The 22,303-nt window shown below is 71.0% G+C and carries 19 protein-coding genes; all 19 read right to left on the bottom strand.

Annotated elements, in window-relative coordinates; genetic code table 11:
- Window positions 1–92: 92 nt before the first annotated feature.
- Complete coding sequence (locus HDA30_RS01825) at window positions 93–578, bottom strand: CinA family protein (RefSeq protein ID WP_184240933.1); 486 nt, start codon at window positions 576–578, stop codon at window positions 93–95.
- 8 nt (window positions 579–586) lie between these two features.
- Complete coding sequence (gene pgsA, locus HDA30_RS01820) at window positions 587–1,204, bottom strand: CDP-diacylglycerol--glycerol-3-phosphate 3-phosphatidyltransferase (RefSeq protein WP_158495578.1); 618 nt, start codon at window positions 1,202–1,204, stop codon at window positions 587–589.
- Window positions 1,201–4,305 (bottom strand): FtsK/SpoIIIE family DNA translocase, encoded by a 3,105-nt coding sequence (locus HDA30_RS01815; protein WP_184240932.1) that lies wholly within the window; start codon window positions 4,303–4,305, stop codon window positions 1,201–1,203. Before HDA30_RS01815 ends, pgsA begins: the two co-directional genes overlap by 4 nt.
- A 124-nt stretch (window positions 4,306–4,429) precedes the next feature.
- Window positions 4,430–6,115 (bottom strand): ribonuclease J, encoded by a 1,686-nt coding sequence (locus HDA30_RS01810; protein ID WP_158495576.1) that lies wholly within the window; start codon window positions 6,113–6,115, stop codon window positions 4,430–4,432.
- A 35-nt stretch (window positions 6,116–6,150) separates the two neighbouring features.
- A complete protein-coding gene (gene dapA / locus HDA30_RS01805; protein ID WP_184240931.1) occupies window positions 6,151–7,074 on the bottom strand; it encodes a 4-hydroxy-tetrahydrodipicolinate synthase in 924 nt (307 codons plus the stop codon).
- Window positions 7,075–7,164: 90 nt separating this feature from the next.
- Window positions 7,165–7,575 carry a hypothetical protein gene (locus tag HDA30_RS01800; RefSeq protein WP_246418775.1) on the bottom strand — a complete coding sequence of 137 codons (411 nt, stop codon included), beginning with the start codon at window positions 7,573–7,575 and terminating at the stop codon, window positions 7,165–7,167.
- 121 nt (window positions 7,576–7,696) lie between these two features.
- Window positions 7,697–8,470: a 4-hydroxy-tetrahydrodipicolinate reductase gene (dapB, locus tag HDA30_RS01795; protein WP_184240930.1), complete on the bottom strand. Its 774-nt coding sequence runs from the start codon at window positions 8,468–8,470 to the stop codon at window positions 7,697–7,699.
- Between the two features lie 29 nt (window positions 8,471–8,499).
- On the bottom strand, window positions 8,500–9,975 hold the full coding sequence (locus HDA30_RS01790) for an alanine/glycine:cation symporter family protein (RefSeq protein WP_343059265.1): 1,476 nt from the start codon (window positions 9,973–9,975) through the stop codon (window positions 8,500–8,502).
- Window positions 9,976–10,123: 148 nt separating this feature from the next.
- Window positions 10,124–11,455: a M16 family metallopeptidase gene (locus HDA30_RS01785; RefSeq protein WP_158495572.1), complete on the bottom strand. Its 1,332-nt coding sequence runs from the start codon at window positions 11,453–11,455 to the stop codon at window positions 10,124–10,126.
- A gap of 130 nt (window positions 11,456–11,585) precedes the next feature.
- Window positions 11,586–13,823, bottom strand: coding sequence for a polyribonucleotide nucleotidyltransferase (locus HDA30_RS01780; protein WP_158495571.1), 2,238 nt, complete (start codon window positions 13,821–13,823; stop codon window positions 11,586–11,588).
- A gap of 360 nt (window positions 13,824–14,183) precedes the next feature.
- Window positions 14,184–14,453 carry a 30S ribosomal protein S15 gene (gene rpsO / locus HDA30_RS01775; RefSeq protein ID WP_158495570.1) on the bottom strand — a complete coding sequence of 90 codons (270 nt, stop codon included), beginning with the start codon at window positions 14,451–14,453 and terminating at the stop codon, window positions 14,184–14,186.
- 170 nt (window positions 14,454–14,623) lie between these two features.
- Window positions 14,624–15,457, bottom strand: a complete 834-nt coding sequence (locus HDA30_RS01770; protein WP_343059264.1) for a class I SAM-dependent methyltransferase — start codon at window positions 15,455–15,457, stop codon at window positions 14,624–14,626.
- Window positions 15,450–16,469 carry a bifunctional riboflavin kinase/FAD synthetase gene (locus HDA30_RS01765; protein WP_158495568.1) on the bottom strand — a complete coding sequence of 340 codons (1,020 nt, stop codon included), beginning with the start codon at window positions 16,467–16,469 and terminating at the stop codon, window positions 15,450–15,452. Before HDA30_RS01765 ends, HDA30_RS01770 begins: the two co-directional genes overlap by 8 nt.
- On the bottom strand, window positions 16,453–16,845 hold the full coding sequence (locus HDA30_RS01760; RefSeq protein WP_184242261.1) for a hypothetical protein: 393 nt from the start codon (window positions 16,843–16,845) through the stop codon (window positions 16,453–16,455). Before HDA30_RS01760 ends, HDA30_RS01765 begins: the two co-directional genes overlap by 17 nt.
- Window positions 16,846–16,952: 107 nt before the next feature.
- Complete coding sequence (locus tag HDA30_RS01755) at window positions 16,953–17,324, bottom strand: hypothetical protein (RefSeq protein ID WP_158495567.1); 372 nt, start codon at window positions 17,322–17,324, stop codon at window positions 16,953–16,955.
- On the bottom strand, window positions 17,321–18,286 hold the full coding sequence (gene truB, locus HDA30_RS01750; RefSeq protein WP_184242259.1) for a tRNA pseudouridine(55) synthase TruB: 966 nt from the start codon (window positions 18,284–18,286) through the stop codon (window positions 17,321–17,323). The genes HDA30_RS01755 and truB overlap by 4 nt, the downstream gene beginning before the upstream one ends.
- 13 nt (window positions 18,287–18,299) lie before the next feature.
- Window positions 18,300–18,737 (bottom strand): 30S ribosome-binding factor RbfA, encoded by a 438-nt coding sequence (gene rbfA / locus HDA30_RS01745; protein ID WP_184240927.1) that lies wholly within the window; start codon window positions 18,735–18,737, stop codon window positions 18,300–18,302.
- A 39-nt stretch (window positions 18,738–18,776) separates the two neighbouring features.
- On the bottom strand, window positions 18,777–21,674 hold the full coding sequence (gene infB / locus HDA30_RS01740) for a translation initiation factor IF-2 (RefSeq protein WP_184240926.1): 2,898 nt from the start codon (window positions 21,672–21,674) through the stop codon (window positions 18,777–18,779).
- Between the two features lie 198 nt (window positions 21,675–21,872).
- Window positions 21,873–22,208, bottom strand: a complete 336-nt coding sequence (locus tag HDA30_RS01735; RefSeq protein WP_158495564.1) for a YlxR family protein — start codon at window positions 22,206–22,208, stop codon at window positions 21,873–21,875.
- Window positions 22,209–22,303: the final 95 nt, after the last annotated feature.

The following is a 22,303-nucleotide window of genomic DNA, read 5'->3' as shown; positions in this document are numbered from 1 at the left end:
GGCCGTTCATTCCCCGCTCTCGTTCCGTGACCGGACCGTGATGCGCGCCCGGGACCCCTCACGCTCCGAAGCACCACGCCGTGGGCTCCGGGTCACCGAGGCAGCGCGTCGACCAGCTCGCTCAGCAGCGCCAGGGACGCGCTGACCGTCGCCGCCCGGATCTCGGCGCGCGCGCCGCTCAGGCGCAGACTGCGTGCCTGTCCGGCCCCGTCCGCCGTCGCCGCCACCACCACGGTCCCCACCGGCTTGCCCTCGTGCGGTTCGGGCCCGGCCACCCCCGTCGTCGCGACCCCGAGGTCTGCGCCGTACAGACGCCGTGCGCCGTCGGCCATCGCGAGCGCGACGTCCTCGTCCACCGCCCCGCGCTCAGCCAGCAGCTCCGCCTCGACACCGAGGACCGCGTGCTTGACCCGGGAGTGGTAGGCGATGGTCCCGCCCTGCAGCGTCGCCGAAGCACCGGGAACGTCGGCGATGGTCGCTGCCACCAGGCCCGCGGTCAGCGACTCCGCCGTGGCCAGGGTAAGGCCTCGCGAGGTCAGGGTGTTCACGAGCGTCCGCGCCGACACCTCGGCACCCATCACCCCGTTCACCTCGCGTCCCGCGCCTGCGAGCGCAGCACGACCGCCTGCCGCACGTAGTCGATGCCCGTCACCACCGTCACGACGAGGGCCGCGCCGATCACGGCCCAGCCGACCCACGCCCACCAGTCACCCAGCACGGGGACCAGGGGCATCAGCAGCAGGCCGATGCCGGCGGCCTGCAGCACGGTCTTGAGCTTGCCGCCCTTCGAGGCGGGCATCACTCCATACCGGATGACGATCAGGCGCATCAGCGTGATGCCCCATTCACGCACGAGGATCACGATCGTCACCCACCACCACAGCTCACCGAGCAGGCAGAACACGACGAGCGCGGCACCCGTGAGCAGCTTGTCGGCGATCGGGTCGGCGATCTTCCCGAAGTCCGTCACCAGCCCCCGGGCCCGGGCGATGTCCCCGTCGAGCTTGTCGGTGTACATCGCCAGGGCGAACAGACCGAACGCGACCCAGCGCGCCAGGAGCGAGTCCTGGCCGAAGGGGCCGCCAAGCACGAACGCCCACACGAAGAACGGGACCATGACGATGCGCGCGGCGGTGAGGATGTTCGGCAGGTTCCACGAGGACACGCTCCCCCGGGCGTCCTGCTCGTCGTGGTGTGCGCTCATCGTCCGGTCAGCTCCCATGCGTCGTCGGAGTCCTGCGTGTCAGACCCGTCGGCCCAGTCCTGCGCCTCGGGTACGCCGTCGTACTGCTCGGCCACCGCATCGCGCGGCCCCGCTGCCGCCGACGGTGCGTCACCGCCGCCGGCCGAGGCCTCCGGCGCCGACTGCGCCTGCTGCGACGGGGGCGTCTCGCCCTTGATCGTGGCGAGCACGTCGGCGAGGTCGTCCGGCTTGACGAGCACATCGCGGGCCTTGGACCCCTCCGACGGGCCGACGACCCCGCGCGACTCCATCAGGTCCATCAGACGACCGGCCTTCGCGAAGCCCACGCGCAGCTTGCGCTGCAGCATCGAGGTGGAGCCGAACTGCGTCGTCACCACGAGCTCGACGGCCTGCAGCAGCACGTCCAGGTCGTCGCCGATGTCCTCGTCGATGACCTTCTCGGATTTCTCCGGTACCACGTCGTCGCGGTACTGCGCCTGCATCTGCGACTTCACGTGCTCGACGACCGCGTGGATCTCCGACTCGTTGACCCACGCGCCCTGCACGCGCATCGGCTTCGACTTGCCCATCGGCAGGAACAGCGCGTCGCCCTGGCCGAGCAGCTTCTCCGCGCCCGGCTGATCCAGCACGACGCGCGAGTCCGTGACCGATGAGGTCGCAAACGCCATGCGCGAGGGCACGTTCGCCTTGATCAGGCCGGTCACGACGTCGACGGAGGGGCGCTGAGTGGCGAGCACCAGGTGGATGCCCGCGGCGCGCGCCAGCTGCGTGATGCGCACGATCGCGTCCTCGACGTCGCGCGGGGCGACCATCATCAGATCCGCGAGCTCGTCGACGATGACCAGCAGGTACGGGTACGGGCGCAGCACCCGCTTCGAGTCTGGCGGCAGAGTCACGGAGCCTGCCCGCACGGCCTTGTTGAAGTCGTCGATGTGCTTGAACCCGAACGCCGCGAGGTCGTCGTACCGAGTGTCCATCTCCTTGACGACCCACTGCAGCGCCTCGGCCGCCTTCTTCGGGTTCGTGATGATCGGGGTGACCAGATGCGGCACCCCTTCGTAGGCGGTCAGCTCGACGCGCTTCGGGTCGACCATGACCATCCGCACGTCGTCCGGCGTGGCACGCATCAGCAGCGAGGTGATCATCGAGTTCACGAACGAGGACTTGCCCGCGCCGGTCGCTCCGGCCACCAACATGTGCGGCATCTTCGCCAGGTTCGCCACGACGTAGCCGCCCTCGACGTCCTTGCCGACGCCCATCACCATCGGGTGGTCGGTGCGCTGCGCGGCCTGCGAGCGCAGAACGTCGCCGAGCACCACCACTTCCTTGTCCGTGTTCGGGATCTCGATGCCGATCGCGGATTTGCCCGGAATCGGGCTGAGGATGCGCACGTCCGAGGACGCCACCGCGTAGGCGATGTTCTTCTCGAGGGCGGTGACCTTCTCGACCTTGGTGCCCGAGGCGACAGCGACCTCGTATCGGGTCACCGTGGGTCCGCGCGAGAAGCCGGTGACGTGGGCGTCCACTTTGAACTCGGCGAAGCAGTTGTCCAGGGCCGCGACGACCCGGTCATTGGCCTCGGAGCGCTCCTTCGGCTGGGGACCCTGCGGCAGCAGGTGCGACTGCGGCAGCGCGTAGGTAACGTCGCCGCCCAGCTCGAGCTGCTCGGTGCGGGCCGGGGCGGCCGGCACCTCGGGCACCGGCTCCGGACGGTTCACGGAGGCCACGGAAGAACCGGATGGGCGCTGCTCGAGCGGCGCACCGGCCGCGTTCTCTCCCGACGACTCGGGTTCGTCCTGGCGGTTCTGGGCGGCGCGTGCCCGGACCTGTTCGAGAGCGCGATCGGCGGCCGTCGGGCGCTTGACCCCCGGCGGCAGGGCCGGCTCGGACGCGGCGGACTCGTCGTCGGCTCCCTCGGCCGTGTTCTGCGCCCCGGCGTCCTGTCCGGCCGCGTGGGATCCCGATCCGGCCGATTCCGCGTCGACGAAGTCCCCGGACGCGTCGACGACTTCGGCGCCGCGGCGACGACGCGGACGCTGACGCGGGACTTCGGCGGTGGTCGCCTCGTCCTCACGGGGCAGCGCGACGGTCGCCTCGTCGTCGGCGACCAGCGGGGTCTCATAGGCCTCACGCTCGGTTCGCCCGGCCGGCGCCTGTCGGTCGGTGTCCGCGCGACCGAACAGACGCGCGAACAGCCCCGGGCGGCGCGGCGGCACCGCGGCGTGGGAGCCGGTGTCCAGATAGGACTGATCGTGGTCGGGATGGGTGCGCTCGTCCTCGAGCGCCTCCGCCCGCTCCTCGCGCCGCATCTGCCGTTCTCGGCGCCGCTGCTCGGCGCGCTCGGCCGCGGCGTCGGGATCCTGGCCGGTGAGCCACACGTACCCGCTGCGCAGCCGCTGACCGATCTGTCCGACGGGCGTGGCCGTGATCACCAGGACCGAGAAGAACGCGAGCGCGATCATCAGCGCCCACACCGGAACGGTCGTCACGAGCGAGGCCAGCGGGCTCGTGGCGAGGTAGCCCAGCATGCCCCCGGCTCCCAACATGTCCTGGAAGGACTCCGCCGCCGAGGGCATCCCGGCGGCCAGGTGGGCGATGCCGGCGCCCGCGACGGTCGCCGCGAGCAGCCCGATGATGATGCGACCGTTCGAGCGATGGTGGGTCGGATAGCGGAAGCAGCGCACCGCCACGATCAGCAGGACGAACGGCAGCAGGAAGGCGAACCACCCCATCGTGCCGGCGACGACCGCGTGGACGACGCGACCGAATCCCGTCGTCTCGCGCAGCCCCCACCACTCGACCGCCGCGACGAGCGCCGCGCAGAGCAGCAAGAGCAGGCCCGTGCCGTCGCGCCGCTCTTCCCGGGGTATCTGCACATCGGGGCCAAGCTTGCGCATCGCCCCACCGACGGGGGTGGCCGCGGTCATCCAGGCCCCGTGCACGGCGCGCAACGCCAGAGGCGGCCGTTCCTCGTGCAGGGCGGAACGGTCGCCGGTGGAACGTGTGGAACGAGTGGACGCGCCCTTGCCTCGGGAGCCGGACGCGCCGGTCCGCTTACCGGAGGAGGACGACGAACGCGCGGGGGAAGTACGGGTCGCCATGGGACCAACGGTACCGGGCCGCTCCGCACACCCTCGAACACGGCGAATTCCCGCAGGCACGACGCCGCCCGTGTCGACGGTGCGATCGGGCGGCGTCAGGCTCGCAGGAAGCGGTGAGTGGGGCTCAGGCCTCCAGCACCACCGGCACGATCATCGGCCGACGGCGCAGTTTGCGGTTCACCCAGCTGCCGACGGTGCGGCGCACGACCTGCTGCAGCTGCTGCGTGGTGTGTTCCTTGTCCGAGTCCGCGGCCTCTTCGAGGGCCTTGACGATCTTCGGCTTGATGCCGTCGAAGACCTTGTCGTCCTCGGCGACGCCGCGCACGTGAATGTCCGGGCCGGAGACTAGCTTGCCGGTCTGGCGGTTGACGACGGTGATCACGGAGACGAAGCCCTCCTCACCGAGCACGCGGCGGTCCTTCAGGTCCGCGTCCGAGACCTCGCCGACCGAGGAGCCGTCCACGTAGACGTACCCGCACTCGACCTCGCCGACGATCGAGACCTCTCCGTCGGTCATGTCCACCACCGAGCCGTTGGCGGCGATGATCACGTTCTCCTTCGGCACGCCCGTCTTCTCGGCGATGCGGCCGTTGGCGATCAGGTGCCGGTTCTCACCGTGCACCGGCATCACGTTGTACGGCTCGACGATGTTGTAGCAGTACAGCAGCTCGCCCTCCGAGGCGTGACCGGAGACGTGCACCTTGGCCATGCCCTTGTGCACCACGTCGACGCCGAGCTTCATCAGACCGTTGATGACGCGGAACACGGAGTTCTCGTTGCCCGGGATCAGCGAGGAGGCCAGGACGACCAGGTCGCCCTCCTCGAGCTGCACCTGGTGGTCGCCGTTGGCCATGCGGGACAGCGCGGCCATCGGCTCGCCCTGAGAACCGGTCACCATCAGGACGACCTCGTCCTCGCGATACTTGTCGATCTTGCGGATGTCGACCAGGGTGCCCTCGGGGACGTTGAGGTAGCCGAGCTTGGCGGCGATCGACATGTTGCGGATCATCGACCGGCCGCCGAAGGCCACCTTCCGGCCGTGCTTGACGGCCGCGTCGAGCACCTGCTGGACGCGGTGCACGTGCGAGGAGAACGAGGCGACGACGATCCGCTGCTTCGCGCCGGCGAAGTAGCGCTCGAGGGTCGGCCCGATCTCCTTCTCGGTCATCGTGAACCCGGGGACCTCGGCGTTGGTCGAGTCCGTCATGAACAGGTCCACGCCCTCCTCGCCGAGGCGAGCGAAGGCACGCAGGTCGGTGATGCGACCGTCCAGCGGCAGCTGATCCATCTTGAAGTCGCCGGTGTGCAGGATGCTGCCGGCGTCGGTATGGATCGCGACGGCGAGCGCGTCCGGGATCGAGTGGTTCACGGCGACGAACTCGCACTCGAACGGGCCGAGGTGCATGACGTCATCCTCGGCGACGACCTTGGTGCGCGGCCGGATGCGGTGTTCCTCGAGCTTCGCCTCGATCAGGGCCAGGGTCAGCTTCGAGCCGATCAGCGGGATGTCATCGCGCAGGCGCAGCAGATAGGGCACGGCGCCGATGTGGTCCTCGTGGCCGTGGGTGAGCACGATGCCGACCACATCGTCCATGCGGTCCCGGATGTAGTCGAAGTCCGGCAAGATCAGGTCGACGCCCGGCTGGTGCTCCTCGGGGAAGAGCACGCCGCAGTCGACGATCAGGATCTTGCCGTCGATCTCGAACGTGACCATGTTGCGGCCGACCTCTTCGAGGCCGCCGAGCTGGACGATGCGGCACGTGCCGGGCTTGAGCTTGGGCGGGGTGGACAGGCTGGTGCCTGGAGTCATGTGGTGGGTCCTTCGATGTCGCTGAGCGCTCCGGCTCAGAATGTGATGCCGGCCTCAGCGAGGTCGGCGCGGATGTCGTCGAGCTCGTCCGCCTCAGCGGTGACGAGCGGCAGCCGCACGGCGGCTGTGGGGATCAGGCCCTGGGCGGCCAGCACGGCCTTGGCGGCGACGGCGCCCTGCAGGTGGCCCATCACGGCGCGCTGGACGGGGTCCAGGGCCAGGTGGGCCGCGCGGGCCGTCTCGAGGTCGCCGGCGCGGACCGCGTCGACCAGGGTGCGGTAGAGGGCGGGCGCGATGTGCGCCGAGACGGAGACCACGCCGACGGCGCCGAGCGCCATCAGCGGCAGCGTCGCGCCGTCGTCGCCCGAGTAGACGTCCAGGTCGGTCTTCGCCAGCACCGTGGTGGTGGACTGAAGATCGCCCTTGGCGTCCTTGAGCGCCACGATGTTCTGGTGCTCGGCCAGGTCGACGATCGTGCGCGCTGCGATCGGCACGGACGAGCGTCCCGGGATGTCGTACAGCATGATCGGCAGGTCAACGGAGTCCGCGATGGCGCGGAAGTGAGCCGCGATGCCAGCCTGACTGGGCTTGTTGTAGTACGGAGTGACGAGCAGCAGCCCGTCCACGCCGAGCTTCTGCGCCTGAATGCTCAGGTGCCGGGCGTGCGCGGTGTCGTTGGTGCCGGTGCCGGCGATGACCGCGGCACGGCTCCCGACCGCCTCGACGACGGCCCGGAACATCTCCAGGTTCTCCTCATCGGTGAGTGTGGAGGTCTCCCCCGTCGTGCCGGTCACGACGAGCCCGTCGGCCCCCCGGTCCACCAGGTGGGTCGCCAGCGACTGCGCCGCGTCGAGGTCGACGGAGCCGTCATCGTGCATGGGCGTGACCATGGCCGGCACCATCGTGCCCAGCACGGGGTCGGCGGTGCGCGAGATCGGTCGAGGCTCAAGCTCAGTCATGCGCCCCACCCTACCCGTCGGCCACTCGCGCACCGCTCGACGCGCGAGGCGTGGCCCCTGGTCGGCCCCCCGTTCCGGCCCGACATTCGTTCAGGCCCGGCGCTGCGCCGTGAACAGCCGCGAGGCCCGATGCACCGCGGCGCGGCCCCGACGTCGGTCCCCGGAGGCGTCGTAGGCCAGTCCCAGGCGATACCACGCACGCCACGACTCGGGACGGGCCTCGGCCTCGCTGCGGTAGGCCTCGAACTGCGCGTCCGCGGCCTGGCGGTCGATACGCCCGCCCGGCGAGCGCGGCAGATCGTCGACGGGCAGGCCGTCCTCGGCGTCCAGGACGCGGGCCATGCGTTCACTGATCAGCCCGAAGCGCAGTTCGCGCCACAGCGTCCACAGTCCGACCGAGACGATCACGAGCACCGCCGCGCCGATGGTCTTGGCGATCGGCTGCGGTGCCTGCAGGAAGCCGATCGCGGAGAACACCGCGAACACACTGAAGAACAGCATCAGCGCGGTGACGGCGGCGACCGCGAGCTTGCTCAGCCCCGGACGCGGCCGCGGCGCCGCCGTCTGGTCGGTGGGGACGCTGTCCGGACGCTCACCGGGACCGTGGAGTGGGGCGTGGCGCTCAGTCAAGGTCGAGGTATCCGTCCAGCCCGTAGGTCAGGCCCGGGTGCGAGGCGACGGCCCGCAGACCCAGCAGCACCCCGGGCATGTAGGCGCCGCGGTCGAACGCGTCGTGGCGGACCGTGAGCTGTTCGCCGGGCCCGCCCAGCAGAACCTCCTGATGGGCGTGCAGACCGCGCAGGCGCACCGCGTGCACGTGCACGCCGTCGACGACCGCACCGCGCGCACCGTGCGGGTCATGACGTGTCGCATCGGGCGAGGCGGGCACGCCGGCCTCGGCGCGTGCCTGTCCGATCAGCTCGGCCGTGCGCACGGCAGTGCCGGAGGGGGCGTCGGCCTTGTCCGGGTGGTGCAGCTCGACGACCTCGACCGACTCGAACCAGCGTGCGGCCTTGGCCGCGACGGCGCTGGCCACCACCGAGCCCAGCGAGAAGTTCGGGGCGATCAGCACACCGACACGCGGGCTCTGCCCCAGCTGCGCGACGAGCTGCTCACGGCGCGAGGCGTCCCAACCCGAGGTGCCGATGACCGCGTGCAGACCGTGCTCGACCGCGAACGCCGCGTTCTGCGGCGATGCCTCGGGCACCGTCAGGTCCAGCACATGCGTGGCGCCGGCGTCGAGAGCCGCATCCAGCCGATCCGAGGAACCGAGCCGCGCCACCAGCTCGATGTCGGCCGCCTCCGAGATGGCGTCGACGGCACGGCGGCCCATGCGACCGTGCGCGCCGAGCACGGCGACGCGGATGGACCCTGAGTCCTGCTGCGTGTCACTCATGCGCCCCACCCTACGCCGCCGCGATCTGCTCACGCCGTGCCCGGCACCGACGGCGAGGCATGCTCCGCCTCACGCCACTGCCGATAGCCCGGATCGTCCGCCATGAACCGCTCGACGTCGGCGGCACTGGCCCGCAGCGACGGGTCGTGGCGCAGGTAGGCCCGCGTCTCTCGGGCGATGAGGCCCGAGAGCAGCACCAGGCCGATCAGGTTCGGCAGCGCCATCATGCCGTTCATGATGTCGGCGACGTTCCACACGAGCGTGAGCTCCTGGGTGCATCCGACGAAGACGACCAGGGTGAAGATGCCGCGGAACACCGGCACGGCCGACCGCCCCAAGAGACGCTCGACGTTGCGCTCGCCGTAGTAGGACCAGCCGAGGATCGTCGAGAAGGCGAACATGAGCAGACCCAGAGTCACGATCATGTGACCCCACTCGCCCGGCAGGCCGGTGCTGAACGCCTGGCCGGTCATGGTCGCGGCGGCCTCCTCGCCCTGGCGCCACATGCCGGTCGTGATCAGGGCCAGGCCGGTGAAGGTCACGACGATCATCGTGTCGATGAAGGTCTGGGTCATCGAGACCAGACCCTGGCGGACCGGATGAGTCGTCTGCGCGGCGGCGGCGGCGACGGCGGCCGAACCCATGCCCGACTCGTTCGAGAACATCCCGCGTGCCATGCCCATCTGCACCACGAGCGCCAGGGTCGATCCGGCGAAGCCGCCGGCGGCGGCCGTACCCGTGAATGCATCGGAGAAGATCAGCGCGAACGCCGCGGGGATCTCGGCGACGTTCACCGCGAGGATGAACAGCGTCGAGCCGATGTAGAGGGCGATCATCACGGGGACGAACGCGGCGGTGACCTTGCCGATGGACTTGATGCCGCCCAGCAGCACGACGCCGGTGAGCACCGTCAGCACCGCACCGGTGAGCCACGGGGCCACGCCGAAGGAGGCCTCCATGTTGGTGGCGATCGAGTTGCCCTGCGTCATGTTGCCGATGCCGAAGCAGGCCAGCGACGCGAACACCGCGAAGAGCACGCCGAGGGTCTTGCCCAGCGGGCCGCGGATGCCGCGTTCAAGGTAGTACTGCGGACCGCCGGACTTCTCGCCGGCGGCGTCCGTGGTGCGGAAGCGCACCGCCAGGAACGACTCAGCGTACTTCAGGGCCATGCCCGTCGTGCCGGTGACCCACATCCAGAACAGGGCGCCGGGGCCGCCGATACCCACCGCCGTGGCGACGCCGACGATGTTGCCCGTGCCGACGGTCGCGGCGAGCGCCGTGGTGAGCGACTGGAACTGGGAGATGTCACCCTCGCCCGCGTCGTCGCTGCGTTTGAGCAGCCCCAGACGCAGGGCGGGACCCAGGCGCCGCACCTGGATCAACCCCAACCGTGCCGTCAGCACGACGCCCGAGAGCAACAGCAGGGGAATGAGCAGGAACGGCCCCCAGATAAACGCGGAGACCGCCTCCAGGACGGCGTTGACGGATTCGACGGCGTGGTCCACGAGCGGCTTCCTTCCGAGAGCGGCAGGCCCACTGTGAGAGCGGGCACACACTGTGATGCTGGACACTGTAGCGCTCATGGCGCGACCGCGTCGCCGCGCGGCCGCGAGCACCGCCGCCGACCGGCGGCGCACGCCCCGTCCGGGCGGATCAGCCGGCCGCGCCCACCGGCCCCACCACGACGGTGCTCTGCGGACCGGACAGCAGGCGTCGGGCGACACCGCGCACCGCGTCCGCATCCACAGCGCGCACCCGAGCGAGCGCATCGGACAGGCCCGTGAACTCCCCCAGCACCAGCTCGGCGCGGCCGAGACGGGACATGCGCGCGCCCGTCGACTCCATGCCCAGCACCGTGCCGCCGCAGATCTGGCCGTGTGCCCGGTCGAGCTCCTCCACGGTGACCGGATCGGTGGCCAGACGCTCGAGCTCGGCCGTCATGAGCCCGGCCACCTCGTCCACGCGCGAGGGCTGGCAGCCCGCGAACAGACCGTAGTAGCCGACGTCGGAGTAGGCGGCGGAGAAGGAGTACGTCGAGTACGCGAGCCCGCGCCGCTCGCGAATCTGCTGGAACAGACGCGAGGACATGCCCCCGCCAAGCACGGCGTTCAGCACGCCGAGGGCGAAGCGGTCCTCATCGGTCGTGGACAGAGAGCGTCCGCCGACGATCACGCTGGCCTGCTCGACCGGCCGGTGCACCGAGTGGGTCCCCTCGGCCACGCTCGCCCGCGCCGCGGCCGTCGTGTCCACGGCCCGGCGCGGCGCGGGTGCCGCCCCCTCGGGCAGGTCCATCCCGGCCCGCGTCAGGGCCTCGCCCACGAGTCGGCACACCTCGTCGTGGTCCAGCCCGCCTGCGGCCGTCACCACGATCTCCTCCGGGCGGTACCAGTGCCGGTAGTGGTCCCACACATGCTCACGAGTCACCGCGCGGATCGTCTCGGGGGTGCCACCGATCGGGCGGGCCAGCGGGTGTTCGCCGAGCAGCACCTCGGCGAGCTTCTCGTGGGCCGCGTCCATCGGATCGTCCGCGTCCATCGCGAGCTCCTCGAGGATCACCCCGCGTTCGACGTCCATCTCGTCCGGGTCGATCACGGAGGCGGCGACCATGTCGGCGAGCACATCGACGGCCATCGGCAGGTCTTCATCCAGCACGCGGGCGTGGTAGACCGTCGACTCCTTCGCGGTCCCCGCATTGGACTCGCCGCCAACCCGGTCGAACGCCGCCGCGATGTCCATGGCCGAGCGTGTGTGCGTGCCCTTGAAGAGCAGGTGTTCGAGGAAGTGGGTGGCCCCGTGGCCGTACGCGAACTCGTCCCGCGAGCCGACGGCGACCCAGAAGCCGACGGTGACCGAGCGCTGATTCGGCATCGACTCGGTGAGCACCCGCACTCCCCCGGGCAGCACGGTGCGGCGCACGAGGCCGCCGGCTCCGTCGTCGGCGAGGGTTCCGGTGAAGTCCAGGGGGATCTGCTGCGTATCGGTCATGCCCGCCATTGTCCCCGAGCCCACCGCGTCGAGGCGACGCGGCAGACAGACGACGACGGCGCCGCCTCCGGCCCGGACAGGGCTGCGGAGGCGACGCCGTCGGCGCGGTGCGCTCAGCGCGCGGGCGAGATCAGCCCTCGCCGTCGGAGTCCGAGGAACCCTCGGCGACCACCGGGGCGAGAGACAGCTTGCCGCGGTCGTCGACCTTGGTGATCTCCACCTGGACCTTCTGGCCAACGCCCAGCACGTCCTCAACGTCCTCGACGCGCTTGCCGTCGTTGAGCTTGCGCAGCTCCGAGATGTGCAGCAGGCCGTCCTTGCCCGGGGTGAGCGAGACGAACGCGCCGAACGAGGTCAGCTTCACGACGGTGCCGAGGTAACGCTCCCCGACCTCGGGGACCTGCGGATTGGCGATCGCGTTGATCGCCGAGCGGGCCGCCTCGGCCGCCGGGCCGTCGGTCGCGCCGATCAGCACAGTGCCGTCGTCCTCGATCGAGATGTCCGCGCCGGTGTCTTCCTGGATCTGGTTGATCATCTTGCCCTTGGGGCCGATGACCTCGCCGATCTTGTCCACCGGGATCTTCACCGAGATGATGCGCGGGGCGGTCGGCGCCATCTCATCCGGCTCGTCAATCGCGGCCGAGAGCACGGAGAGGATGTGCAGACGGGCCTCGCGGGCCTGGGTGAGCGCGGCGGCCAGCACGGAGGCCGGGATACCGTCGAGCTTGGTGTCGAGCTGGATCGCGGTGACGAACTCGGAGGTGCCGGCCACCTTGAAATCCATGTCGCCGAACGCGTCCTCGGCCCCGAGGATGTCGGTCAGCGCCGCGTACTGGGTCTGGCCGTCCACCTCGGCGGAGACCAGGCCCATCGCGATGCCGGCGACCGGAGCGCGCAGCGGCACGCCGGCGTTCAGCAGCGACAGCGTCGAGGCGCAGACCGAGCCCATCGACGTGGAGCCGTTCGATCCGAGGGCCTCAGAGACCTGCCGGATCGCGTAGGGGAAGTCCTCGCGCGAGGGCAGCACCGGCACGACGGCGCGCTCTGCGAGGGCGCCGTGCCCGATCTCGCGGCGCTTGGGCGAGCCCACGCGGCCGGTCTCGCCGGTCGAGTACGGCGGGAAGTTGTAGTGGTGCATGTAGCGCTTGGCCGTCTCCGGCGCGAGCGAGTCGATCTGCTGCTCCATCTTGAGCATGTTGAGCGTGGTGACGCCCATGATCTGGGTCTCGCCCCGCTCAAAGATCGCCGAGCCGTGTACACGGGGCAGCACCTCGACCTCGGCGGTCAGACGACGGATGTCCGTCAGACCGCGGCCGTCGATGCGGACCTGCTCGGTGAGGATCCGCCGCCGCACGACCGCCTTGGTGACCGCTCCATAGGCCTTGGCGATCTCGTCGCGGCGCTCCTCGAACTCCTTGCCCTCACCGGCCAGCTCCTCGAGCACCTCCATGTGGTAGGCGTCGGAGGCGGCCTCGCGCTCCTGCTTGTCGCCGATCGAGAAGATCTCGGTCAGGCGATCGGTGGCGGTCTTCTCGACGGCGGCGTAGGCGTCATCCTCGTAGTCCTTGAAGACCGGCACATCGACCGGCTGCCGCCCCGCACGGGCGGCGAGGTCCTTCTGCGCGTCGCAGAGCGCGCGGATGAACGGCTTGGCGGCCTCGAGGCCCTCGGCGACGACCTCCTCGGTAGGAGCAGCCGCGCCCTTGTCCTTGATCGAGGTCCAGGCGTGCGGCGTCGCCTCCGCCTCGACCATCATGATCGCGACGTCGCCGTCCTCGGTCATGCGGCCGGCGACGGCCATGTTGAACACAGCGTCCTCAAGCTGCGAGTGCTTCGGGAACGCAACCCACTGGCGCGAGCCGGAGCCGTCATCCATCAGGGCCATGCGCACGCCGCCGACCGGGCCGGAGAACGGCAGCCCGGAGAGCTGCGTGGAGATCGAGGCGGCGTTGATGGCCACCGTGTCGTAGATCTCGTCCGGGGCGATCGAGGTGACGGTCACGACGACCTGGACCTCGTTGCGGATGCCCTTGGCGAACGCCGGGCGCAGCGGGCGGTCGATCAGCCGACAGGTGAGGATCGCGTCGGTCGACGGGCGGCCCTCACGGCGGAAGAACGAGCCGGGGATGCGACCGGCCGCGTACATGCGCTCCTCGACGTCCACGGTCAACGGGAAGAAGTCGAAGCCCTCGCGCGGGGACTTGCCCACCGTCGTGGCGGAGAGCATCGAGGTCTCCTCGTCGATGTAGACCATGGCGGCGCCGGCGGCCTGCTGGGCGAGGCGGCCGGTCTCGAAGCGAACGGTGCGCTTGCCGTAGGCGCCGTTGTCGATGACGGCCTCGGCGTATGTGATCTCAGGACCTTCCATGGGCCCCTCCTTATGCGTCGTGAGACGCGCCGGCCGGATGCGCCACCGTCCTGGTCATCGATCGAGGCCCTCGGCGAGTCCGCGCCCCGCCTTCCGGAGAAGGCCGGGCGGACGTCCGGGAGCCACTGTCGAGGACCGCGAATCAGCGGCGCACACGGCATCGTCACGCGTGCTCGGGTGTTTCTCGTCTGGTGATGCCCCGCATTCGGGGCCCGCGACCCGACGGGCCGCGCACCGAGCCCGAGTCTACGCGGCGGCCAGGGCGGGGGCCAGGAGGCAGGGGCGAGGACGGGGCCCGGACATGCGACAGGGCCCCGGGGCGGACACGCGGTTCCGCCCCGGGGCCCGGTCAGCACGAGGTCACTTGCGCAGGCCGAGGCGCTCGATGAGCGAGCGGTAGCGCTCGATGTCGACCTTCTGCAGGTAGCCGAGCATGCGACGACGACGACCGACCATGGCCATCAGGCCGCGGCGGGTGTGGTGGTCGTGCTTGTGGTCCTTCAGATGCTCGGTCAGGTCCTTGATGCGGCGCGTGAGCACCGCAACCTGCACCTCGGGCGAGCCGGTGTCGCCCTCGTGGGTGGCGAACTCCTTGATGATCTGCTGCTTGACAGCGGGATCCAGGGCCATGACAGGCCTCCTTCACTATGGTGCCGCGAACAGGTGACCCGGCGCCGGGCACCGGGCGCGCCCTCCACCGCGGACTGCAGCGGGCGCAGAGAGCCATTCTACACGGGCACCTCGTCACTGCCCGAGGACCGTCCCGGCCAACCCCGGCCTCCGTCGCCCTCCGGCGGCGCTCAGCGCACGCGAGCCCGCCAGGCGACGGTGAGATGCGGCAGGACGATCTGGGCGTCGCGCCCGTGCCCGAGGTGCTCGTGCAGATACCACGAGAGATTCTCGGCCATGCGAGCACGAGTCCGCTCGCCGGAGCGCAACCAGTACGAGCGCGAGGCCATGAGCGCGTGCAGAGTCCGCGGCGTGACGGTCAGCGACCAGGTCCACCGTTCGTGGTCCTCAGCGCCGAATGGCGCGGCGAACCGCCGTTGCTCGGGTGCGGCCGCGTGCACGTCCCCGGCGTGCATGATGCGCGTGAGCCGGTGGACCCACGGCACCTGGGTGTCCAGCTGATTCCACACGGCCATCAGGTGGCCGCCCGGCCGCAGCACGCGGGCCGCCTCCCGGCTCGCGGCAGCGACATCCACCCAGTGCCAGGCCTGGGCCGCCACGACGACGTCCGCGCTCGACGATGGCAGGCCCGTGGCCTCCCCGGTGCCGGACAGCGCCCGCACGAGGCCGTCGGAGCCGGCGACGACGTCGCGGACCAGGAGCGCGCGCATATGCTCGGCCGGCTCGACGGCCCGCACCGAGGCCACCGCCGGATGGGCTGCGAGCGCCCGGGTACACAGGCCCGTCCCGGCACCGACCTCGACGACGTCGAGGCGGGGCCCTGCAACGCCGCCCTGGTCCACCCCGGCGGACACCCCCTCGAGGGCCCAGTCCACCGCGGCGGCGGGATAGGACGGGCGGACGGCGGCATAGTGCTCGCCGTCGGCAGCGCTGACGTCGAACGGGTTCCTGCCGCCCGACCGCGTGATGGCCGGACGTGCAGGCAGCGACGGGGTCTCAGCCACGCGCCTGGGCTCGGGCGGCGGACGGCCCGTCGCCCTCGGCGGGCTCGTGCGTCTCGGACAGGATCGCGCGGACCCGACGAACGTCATCGTGCATCTGCGCGATGAGCCGCTCCACGCCTTCGTAGGCCACCATGCCGCGGATGTGCTCGACGAAGTCGACGTCGACGCGCTGCCCGTAGAGGTCGAAATCCTCCACGGGCTCCTCGGGACGGTCGATCACGTGGGCTTCGACGGTCCTGCGCACGCCCTCGAACGTCGGGTTCGTCCCCACCGAGACCGCGGCGGGCCACCGACGTCCGGTGGCATCGCACAGCCAGCCGGCATAGACGCCGTCCGCCGGGATCAGCCCCTCGGCGTCGGCGCACAGGTTGGCGGTCGGGAATCCCAGCTCGCGCCCGCGGGCGTGCCCGTGGACGACTTCGCCGCTGACTCGATGGTGGCGGCCCAGCACGGCCGCGGCCTGCGCCACCTCCCCGGCAGCGAGCGCCTGCCGGATCCACGTCGACGAGCACCGACGGCCCGGGTGCCCCGGCACGTCGGCCGGCAGCTCCTCGACGGCCTCGACCTCGAACCCGTGGCGACGGCCGAGCTCGACCATCGTGTCGAAGTCCCCCGCATTGTCCCGGCCGAAGCGCACGTCCCGGCCCACGACGACGACCGAGGCGTTGAGGGTCTCAACGAACGTCGAGCGCACGAACTCCTCCGGGCTCTGCCGCGCGAACTCGAGGGTGTAGTGCTGCTCGAGCACCCCGTCCACGCCGGACTCGGCGAGACGGTGCGCCCGCTGGTCCGCACTCAGGATCCCCACGTGCTCGACCTCGGGACGGTGCACCGTTCGCGGATGCGGGGTGAAGGTCACCACCAGCGCCGGTGCGCCGATCCCGCGCGCACGGTCAACGACGCGGCCGAGCACGGCGCGGTGCCCGGCATGCACGCCGTCGAAGTTGCCGATGGTCACCACGGAGCGGGGCAGGTCGGCGGGCACCTGTGACGGATCAGTCCAGCGCTGCACGGGCGGGATCCTTCCGGGCGGGGTCGGGGGACGGACGATGAGCGAGCAGCCAGGCGAGGCCGACGACGGGCAGCACGAGCGGCACCCAGCCGTAGCCCGCGCCGAAGCGGGACCAGACCGTCGCGTCGGCGAACAGCTCCGGGTGCAGGACGGTGGCCAGACCGACGCCGAGCACACCGACCAGTTCAATGAGCACGGCGACCAGCGCGATCCGCCAGGCCCGGTCGCCGGAGCGGGCCAGGGACAGCGTCGCCACGATGTAGACCAGCGCCGCGAACGCCGAGAGCAGATAGGCGGCGGGGGCCCGACCGAAATGGTCGAGGATCTGAAACAGGCTGCGGGCCGTGGCAGAGAGGGCGAACACGGCATAGACCATGACGATCAGTCGTCCCAGGCCCTCATTGCGCCGCGGGCGACGAGCCCGGTCGCGTCGGTCGGAGCGCGCCTGGCTCGCGCGCGCGGCTGCGGTGTCCTGCACGTCGTTCACCCCCATGGTCCGAACCAGATGTACTGCATGCGGTGCAGCATGACGACGACGGTCGGCCCCGCGACGGCGAGCACAAGGTTCGACCAACGGGTCTTGTCCGTCACGGCCCAGGCCAGCGCGATCGGCGGCACGAGCAGCGCCGTCAGCACATAGCCCCAGAACTCCCAGCCGGGGCCGTTCAACGACGTGCCGGAGAGCTGACGCACGGCCGCGGCCACGGCATAGACCAGCACGAACAGCTCCACCGCGGCGACGGAGACGATCGAGGAGTCGGCCGGGTGACGGCGGGTGATGGTCGCGAGCGCACACACCGCAAGGCTCACGAGCCCGATGACGGCGCCGCTCCAGAACCAGGCGTCGAGGATCACGATCCGCCTCCCTCGGCAGGGGCGAAGACCAGCTGCGGTTTGGCGACGAGCTCGCCGCGACGCCGCACGTCCTGCACGAGCGCCACGACCACCCCGTCGGGACGCCGGGCGGCGGTCAGGCGCTCCGGGTCGGCTCCCTCGGCAGCGCCGGTCGCCTCGATCGCCCGGCCGAAGGCCAGCTCGGTCGCCTCGTCCTCGGTGAGCTCACGCACCTCGAACAGGCCCGCGGCCGCTTCCGAGAGCTCCCGCATGCGGAAGCCCTGGGCCAGCTCGTCCAGGCCGGCCGCATCGGTCACGTCGAACGGGCCCACGCGGGTGCGCCGCAGCGCGGTGAGGTGCCCGCCGGTCTCGAGCGCTTCCCCCAGATCCCGGGCCAGCGCCCGGATATAGGTGCCCGAGGAGCAGTGCACGCGCGCGTCGACGTCGACCACGCGACCGTCGTCGAGCCGGCGCACGTCCAGCACGTCGAAGGCGTGCACCGTGACGGGTCGCGCGTCGAGGCGCACGTCCTCGCCCGCACGCACCCGATCGTAGGCGCGACGGCCGTCGACCTTCACCGCGGACACCGAGGACGGCGCCTGCAGGATCTCGCCGGTCAACCGGGCGATCTGCTCGTCGAGGCGCTCGCGCGTCACGGCGTTGGCCAGGCGCACGTCGAGCACCTCGCCCTCGGCGTCGTCGGTCACGGTGCGCACACCCAGCCTGATGGTCGCCTCGTAGACCTTGTCCGTGCCGGTGATCGACGTCAGCAGACGCGTGGCCTTGTTGACGCCCACGACCAACAGGCCGGTGGCCATCGGGTCGAGCGTGCCGGCGTGGCCCACCTTGCGGGTGCCGGCGAGTCGGCGGAGTCTGCCGACCACATCGTGCGAGGTCCATCCGGCGGGCTTGTCCACGAGGACGACCCCCGACGCCCGAGTTCCCGGGGCGTCGGGGGCGGTGCCCGAGCGTCGTAAGGTCACCGTGTCGGTGTCCTCACGCACGCTCGTCGTCGGACTCGCCCGTGCGATACGGGTCCGCGTCACCGGCGAACGTCGCGCCCTGACGGGCCGCGGCGATCTGCGCGTCGCGCTCCTTGGCCGCGCGCAGCACGTCCTCGAGGTGCGCCGCGGCTTCCGGGACGGTGTCCGCGACGAACTCGAGCGTGGGCACCAGGCGGATCGTCAGGTTCCTGCCGACCTCGCGGCGCAGGACCCCCCGGTTCTCCTGGATGCCCTCATGGGCGGCGGCGACGGTCTCGTCGTCGCCGAGGACGGTGTAGTACACGGTGGCGTGCTGGAGGTCGTTGGTCACGCGGACCTCCGTCACGGTCACCGGCTCCACCCGGTCGTCCTTCACGGATCGCCGCAGCGCTTCGGCCACGAGGACCTTGATGCGCTGAGCCAGCCGCGCGGCGCGAGCCGGATCGGCCATGGTGGTCTCCTCTCCCTTGGCGGCAGGGGAAGCCGGGCGTCAGACGCGCGGCTTCTCCTGCATCTCGAAGGTCTCGATGACGTCGCCTTCCTTGATGTCGTTGAAGCTGCCCAGGCCGATGCCGCACTCGTAGCCCTCGCGGACCTCGGTGGCATCGTCCTTGAAGCGGCGCAGCGACTCGATCTTGAGCTTGTCCGCCACGACCGCGCCGTCGCGCACGAGGCGGGCCGAGGCATTGCGACGGATCAGGCCCGAGCGCACGAGCGAGCCGGCGATGTTGCCCCACTTCGAGGAGCGGAAGACCTCGCGGACCTCGGCCGAGCCGAGCTCGACCTCCTCGTACTCCGGCTTGAGCATGCCCTTCAGAGCGTTCTCGATGTCGTCGATCGCGTCGTAGATGACCGAGTAGAAGCGCATGTCCACGCCCTCCTTGTCGGCCAGCTCCGAAACGCGCTCGGCCGGGCGCACGTTGAACCCGATGATGATCGCGTTGTCCACGGTCGCCAGGTTCACGTCGTTCTGCGTGATGGCGCCGACGCCGCGGTGGATGACGCGCAGCTGCACCTCGTCCTCGCCGATCTCGATCTTGAGCAGCGAGTCCTCGAGCGCCTCGACCGGACCGGCCGCGTCGCCCTTGATGATGAGGTTGAGCGTGTCGATCTTGCCCTCGGCGACCGCCTGGTCGAAGTCCTCGAGCGTGATGCGCTTGCGCCGCTTGGCCAGCAGCGCGTTCCGCTCGGCGGCCTCGCGCTTCTCGGCGATCTGACGTGCGGTGCGCTCGTCCTCGGTCACCAGGAATCCATCACCGGCGCGCGGCACCGACGACAGGCCCAGCACCTGGACCGGACGCGAGGGATCCGCCTCGTTCACGCTCTCGCCGTGCTCGTCGAACATGGCGCGCACGCGGCCGTGGGCGGTGCCCACGACGACGTTGTCGCCGACACGCAGGGTGCCGGTCTGCACGAGCACGGTGACCACGGGGCCGCGGCCCTTGTCGAGGTTCGCCTCGATGGCGACACCGCGTGCGGCCTTGTCCGGGTTGGCGTGCAGCTCCAGGGCCGCGTCAGCGGTGAGCAGGACCGCCTCGAGCAGCTTGTCGATGTTCAGCCCGTCCCGGGCGGAGACGTCGACGAACATGGTGTCGCCGCCGTACTCCTCGGGCACGAGGCCGTACTCGGTGAGCTGACCGCGGATCTTGTCCGGCGCGGCGCCCTCCTTGTCGATCTTGTTGACCGCCACGACGATCGGCACGTCCGCGGCCTGGGCATGGTTCAGGGCCTCGACGGTCTGCGGCATGACGCCGTCATCGGCCGCCACGACCAGCACGGCGATGTCCGTGACCTTCGCGCCGCGGGCACGCATGGCCGTGAACGCCTCGTGACCGGGGGTGTCGATGAAGGTCAGACGACGGTCCTCGCCCTCATGCTCCACCGGCACCTGATAGGCGCCGATGTGCTGGGTGATGCCGCCGGCCTCGCCCTCGATCACCTTGGAGGAGCGGATCGAGTCGAGCAGACGCGTCTTGCCGTGGTCGACGTGACCCATGACGGTCACGACGGCCGGACGGGGCTCGAGATCCTCATCGTCCTCGTTGCTCTCCTCGGCGTCGAGGTCGATGTCGAAGGCCTCGAGAATCTCCTTGTCCTCGTCCTCGGGCGAGACGATCTGGATCTTGTAGCCCAGCTCCTCGCCCAGCAGCGCGAAGGTGTCCTCGTCGAGCGACTGGTTCGCGCTGGCCATCTCGCCGAGCGTGAACAGCACCTTCACCAGATCAGCGGTGTCCGCCTTGATCTTGTCCGCGAAGTCCGCGAGCGAGGCGCCCCGACGCAGGCGCAGGACGGTGTTCCCGTCGCCCTTGGGAATCTTGACGCCACCGATCTCGCGGGTGTGCTGCTGCTCGAACTCCTGACGCTTCGCGCGCTTCGACTTGCGCCCGCGACGAGGACCGCCGCCGCGTCCGAAGGCGCCCTGCGCATTGCCGCGGCCGCGACCGCCCGGACCGCCGGGTCGGCCCGGGCCGCCGCCGGGGCGTCCCCGTCCGCCGCCGCGCGAGGGCGCCGGGGCGGGGGTGATCTGCTTGGGCATCATGCCCGGGTTCGGGCGCGGCGCACCCGGGCGCGGACCGGCCGCACCGGCCGCGGACCGAGGTCCGCCGGCACCCGGACGAGGCGCACCGCCGGGACGCGGACCGCCGCGGTCGTCACGGCCGGCACGCATGCCCTGGCTGGGCGCGAACGGATTGTTGCCCGGGCGCGGACCGCCGCGACCACCGGGGCGGGCGCCGGGACGCGGACCGCCGGATCCGGCCTTGGGGCTGAAGGGGTTGTTGCCCGGACGGGGAGCGCCCGGCTTGGCCGCGGAGGGCTTGGGCGCCCCGGGCTTCGGAGCCGCAGCACCGGGCTTGGGCGCACTGGTCTGACCGGGCTTGGACGACGGGGCCGCCTCACCGGGCTTCGGCGCGGCCGACTGACCGGGCTTGGGCGACGGGGCCGACTGACCGGGCTTGGCGGTCCCAGCGGGCCCGGCCGGGGTCGGAGCGGCGGTCTGACCCGGCTTCGGCGCCGTCGTCTCGCCGGGCTTCGGTGCGGCCGTCTGGCCGGGCTTCGGTGCGGCCGTCTGGCCGGGCTTCGGTGCGGCCGTCTGGCCGGGCTTGGCGGCGTCAGACGACGCCGGGCTCTGCGCGGCGGGCTTCTGCGCGGCGGGCTTCTGCGCGGCCGACGCCGGGGTCGGGCGGCCGGACTGCCCGCCCGAGGCAGGCTTGGCCGAACCGGAGGGCGCGGAGCCCTCGTAGGCGTTGCGCAGCTTCTTCACGACCGGGGGCTCGATCGTGGAGGAGGCGGAGCTGACGAACTCGCCGAGCTCCTTCAACTTGCTGAGGGCTTCCTTGGACGGAATGCCGAGCTCCTTGGCGAGCTCATGGACGCGGACCTTGGCCACGGTTCTCCTGTTCTGGCCTCACTGCGAGAGCGAGACCGGACGGGGCCGTGGGCCGCCGTCAGCGCTCGTCGCGCAAGACCGTTGACGTTGTCCAGACCGTCGGGGCCGTCGGAGACGGCCGACACGCACGGTCTGCCTGATAGCAGGGGGTGATGTTCATCGCTGGGCACTCATGCTTCAGTGCTCATCGGGTACGCATCAGATCTCTGACCCGCCTTCATCTGTCGGTGTGGAAGCGTCGGACGTGGGGCGGCGTCCCGAGGCCGAGACCTCGTCATTCCGCCACGCCTCCTCGAACGCCGTCGTGTCCACCGGGCCTCGGAAGGACCGCTGGAAACCCCGGCGGACGAGGGCGCGTTCGACGCAGTCAGACCGCGGATGCACCCAGGCACCTCGGCCGCCGCGTCGCCGGTCCTCGTCCCAGTGCACGGATGGGGGGTCCGTGCTGCGGTCGAGGGCCACGCGCACCAGCTCTTGCTGGTCCACTGCCTCATGGCAGCCGACGCACGTGCGCACGACCGTGGTCGAGGACATGCACGCCTCCTGGCTGCTTCGCGGCACCCGACGGATCGGGCCGCGCGAGAAAGTGGACTCGGATCAGTCTAGCGCCTCCCGGGCCGTTCGCCGCG

The organism is Micrococcus cohnii (genome assembly GCF_014205175.1).
In the GTDB taxonomy this organism is placed as follows: domain Bacteria; phylum Actinomycetota; class Actinomycetes; order Actinomycetales; family Micrococcaceae; genus Micrococcus; species Micrococcus cohnii.
The sequence above is the reverse complement of the archived record's forward strand: the minus strand, read 5'-3'. Positions and strand labels throughout refer to the sequence as shown.

Excerpts from the sequence above, each read along its gene's own strand:
- HDA30_RS01735 (WP_158495564.1), bottom strand. The coding sequence starts at position 22,208 with ATGTCCTCGACCACGGTCGTGCGCACGTGCGTCGGCTGCCATGAGGCA.
- dapB (WP_184240930.1), bottom strand. The coding sequence starts at position 8,470 with ATGAGTGACACGCAGCAGGACTCAGGGTCCATCCGCGTCGCCGTGCTC.
- dapA (WP_184240931.1), bottom strand. The coding sequence starts at position 7,074 with ATGACTGAGCTTGAGCCTCGACCGATCTCGCGCACCGCCGACCCCGTG.
- rbfA (WP_184240927.1), bottom strand. The coding sequence starts at position 18,737 with ATGGCCGATCCGGCTCGCGCCGCGCGGCTGGCTCAGCGCATCAAGGTC.
- HDA30_RS01815 (WP_184240932.1), bottom strand. The coding sequence starts at position 4,305 with ATGGCGACCCGTACTTCCCCCGCGCGTTCGTCGTCCTCCTCCGGTAAG.
- rpsO (WP_158495570.1), bottom strand. The coding sequence starts at position 14,453 with ATGGCCCTGGATCCCGCTGTCAAGCAGCAGATCATCAAGGAGTTCGCC.
- HDA30_RS01785 (WP_158495572.1), bottom strand. The coding sequence starts at position 11,455 with ATGACCGATACGCAGCAGATCCCCCTGGACTTCACCGGAACCCTCGCC.
- HDA30_RS01800 (WP_246418775.1), bottom strand. The coding sequence starts at position 7,575 with ATGCTGTTCTTCAGTGTGTTCGCGGTGTTCTCCGCGATCGGCTTCCTG.
- HDA30_RS01760 (WP_184242261.1), bottom strand. The coding sequence starts at position 16,845 with ATGGTCTATGCCGTGTTCGCCCTCTCTGCCACGGCCCGCAGCCTGTTT.
- pgsA (WP_158495578.1), bottom strand. The coding sequence starts at position 1,204 with ATGAGCGCACACCACGACGAGCAGGACGCCCGGGGGAGCGTGTCCTCG.
- HDA30_RS01825 (WP_184240933.1), bottom strand. The coding sequence starts at position 578 with ATGGGTGCCGAGGTGTCGGCGCGGACGCTCGTGAACACCCTGACCTCG.
- HDA30_RS01780 (WP_158495571.1), bottom strand. The coding sequence starts at position 13,823 with ATGGAAGGTCCTGAGATCACATACGCCGAGGCCGTCATCGACAACGGC.
- HDA30_RS01810 (WP_158495576.1), bottom strand. The coding sequence starts at position 6,115 with ATGACTCCAGGCACCAGCCTGTCCACCCCGCCCAAGCTCAAGCCCGGC.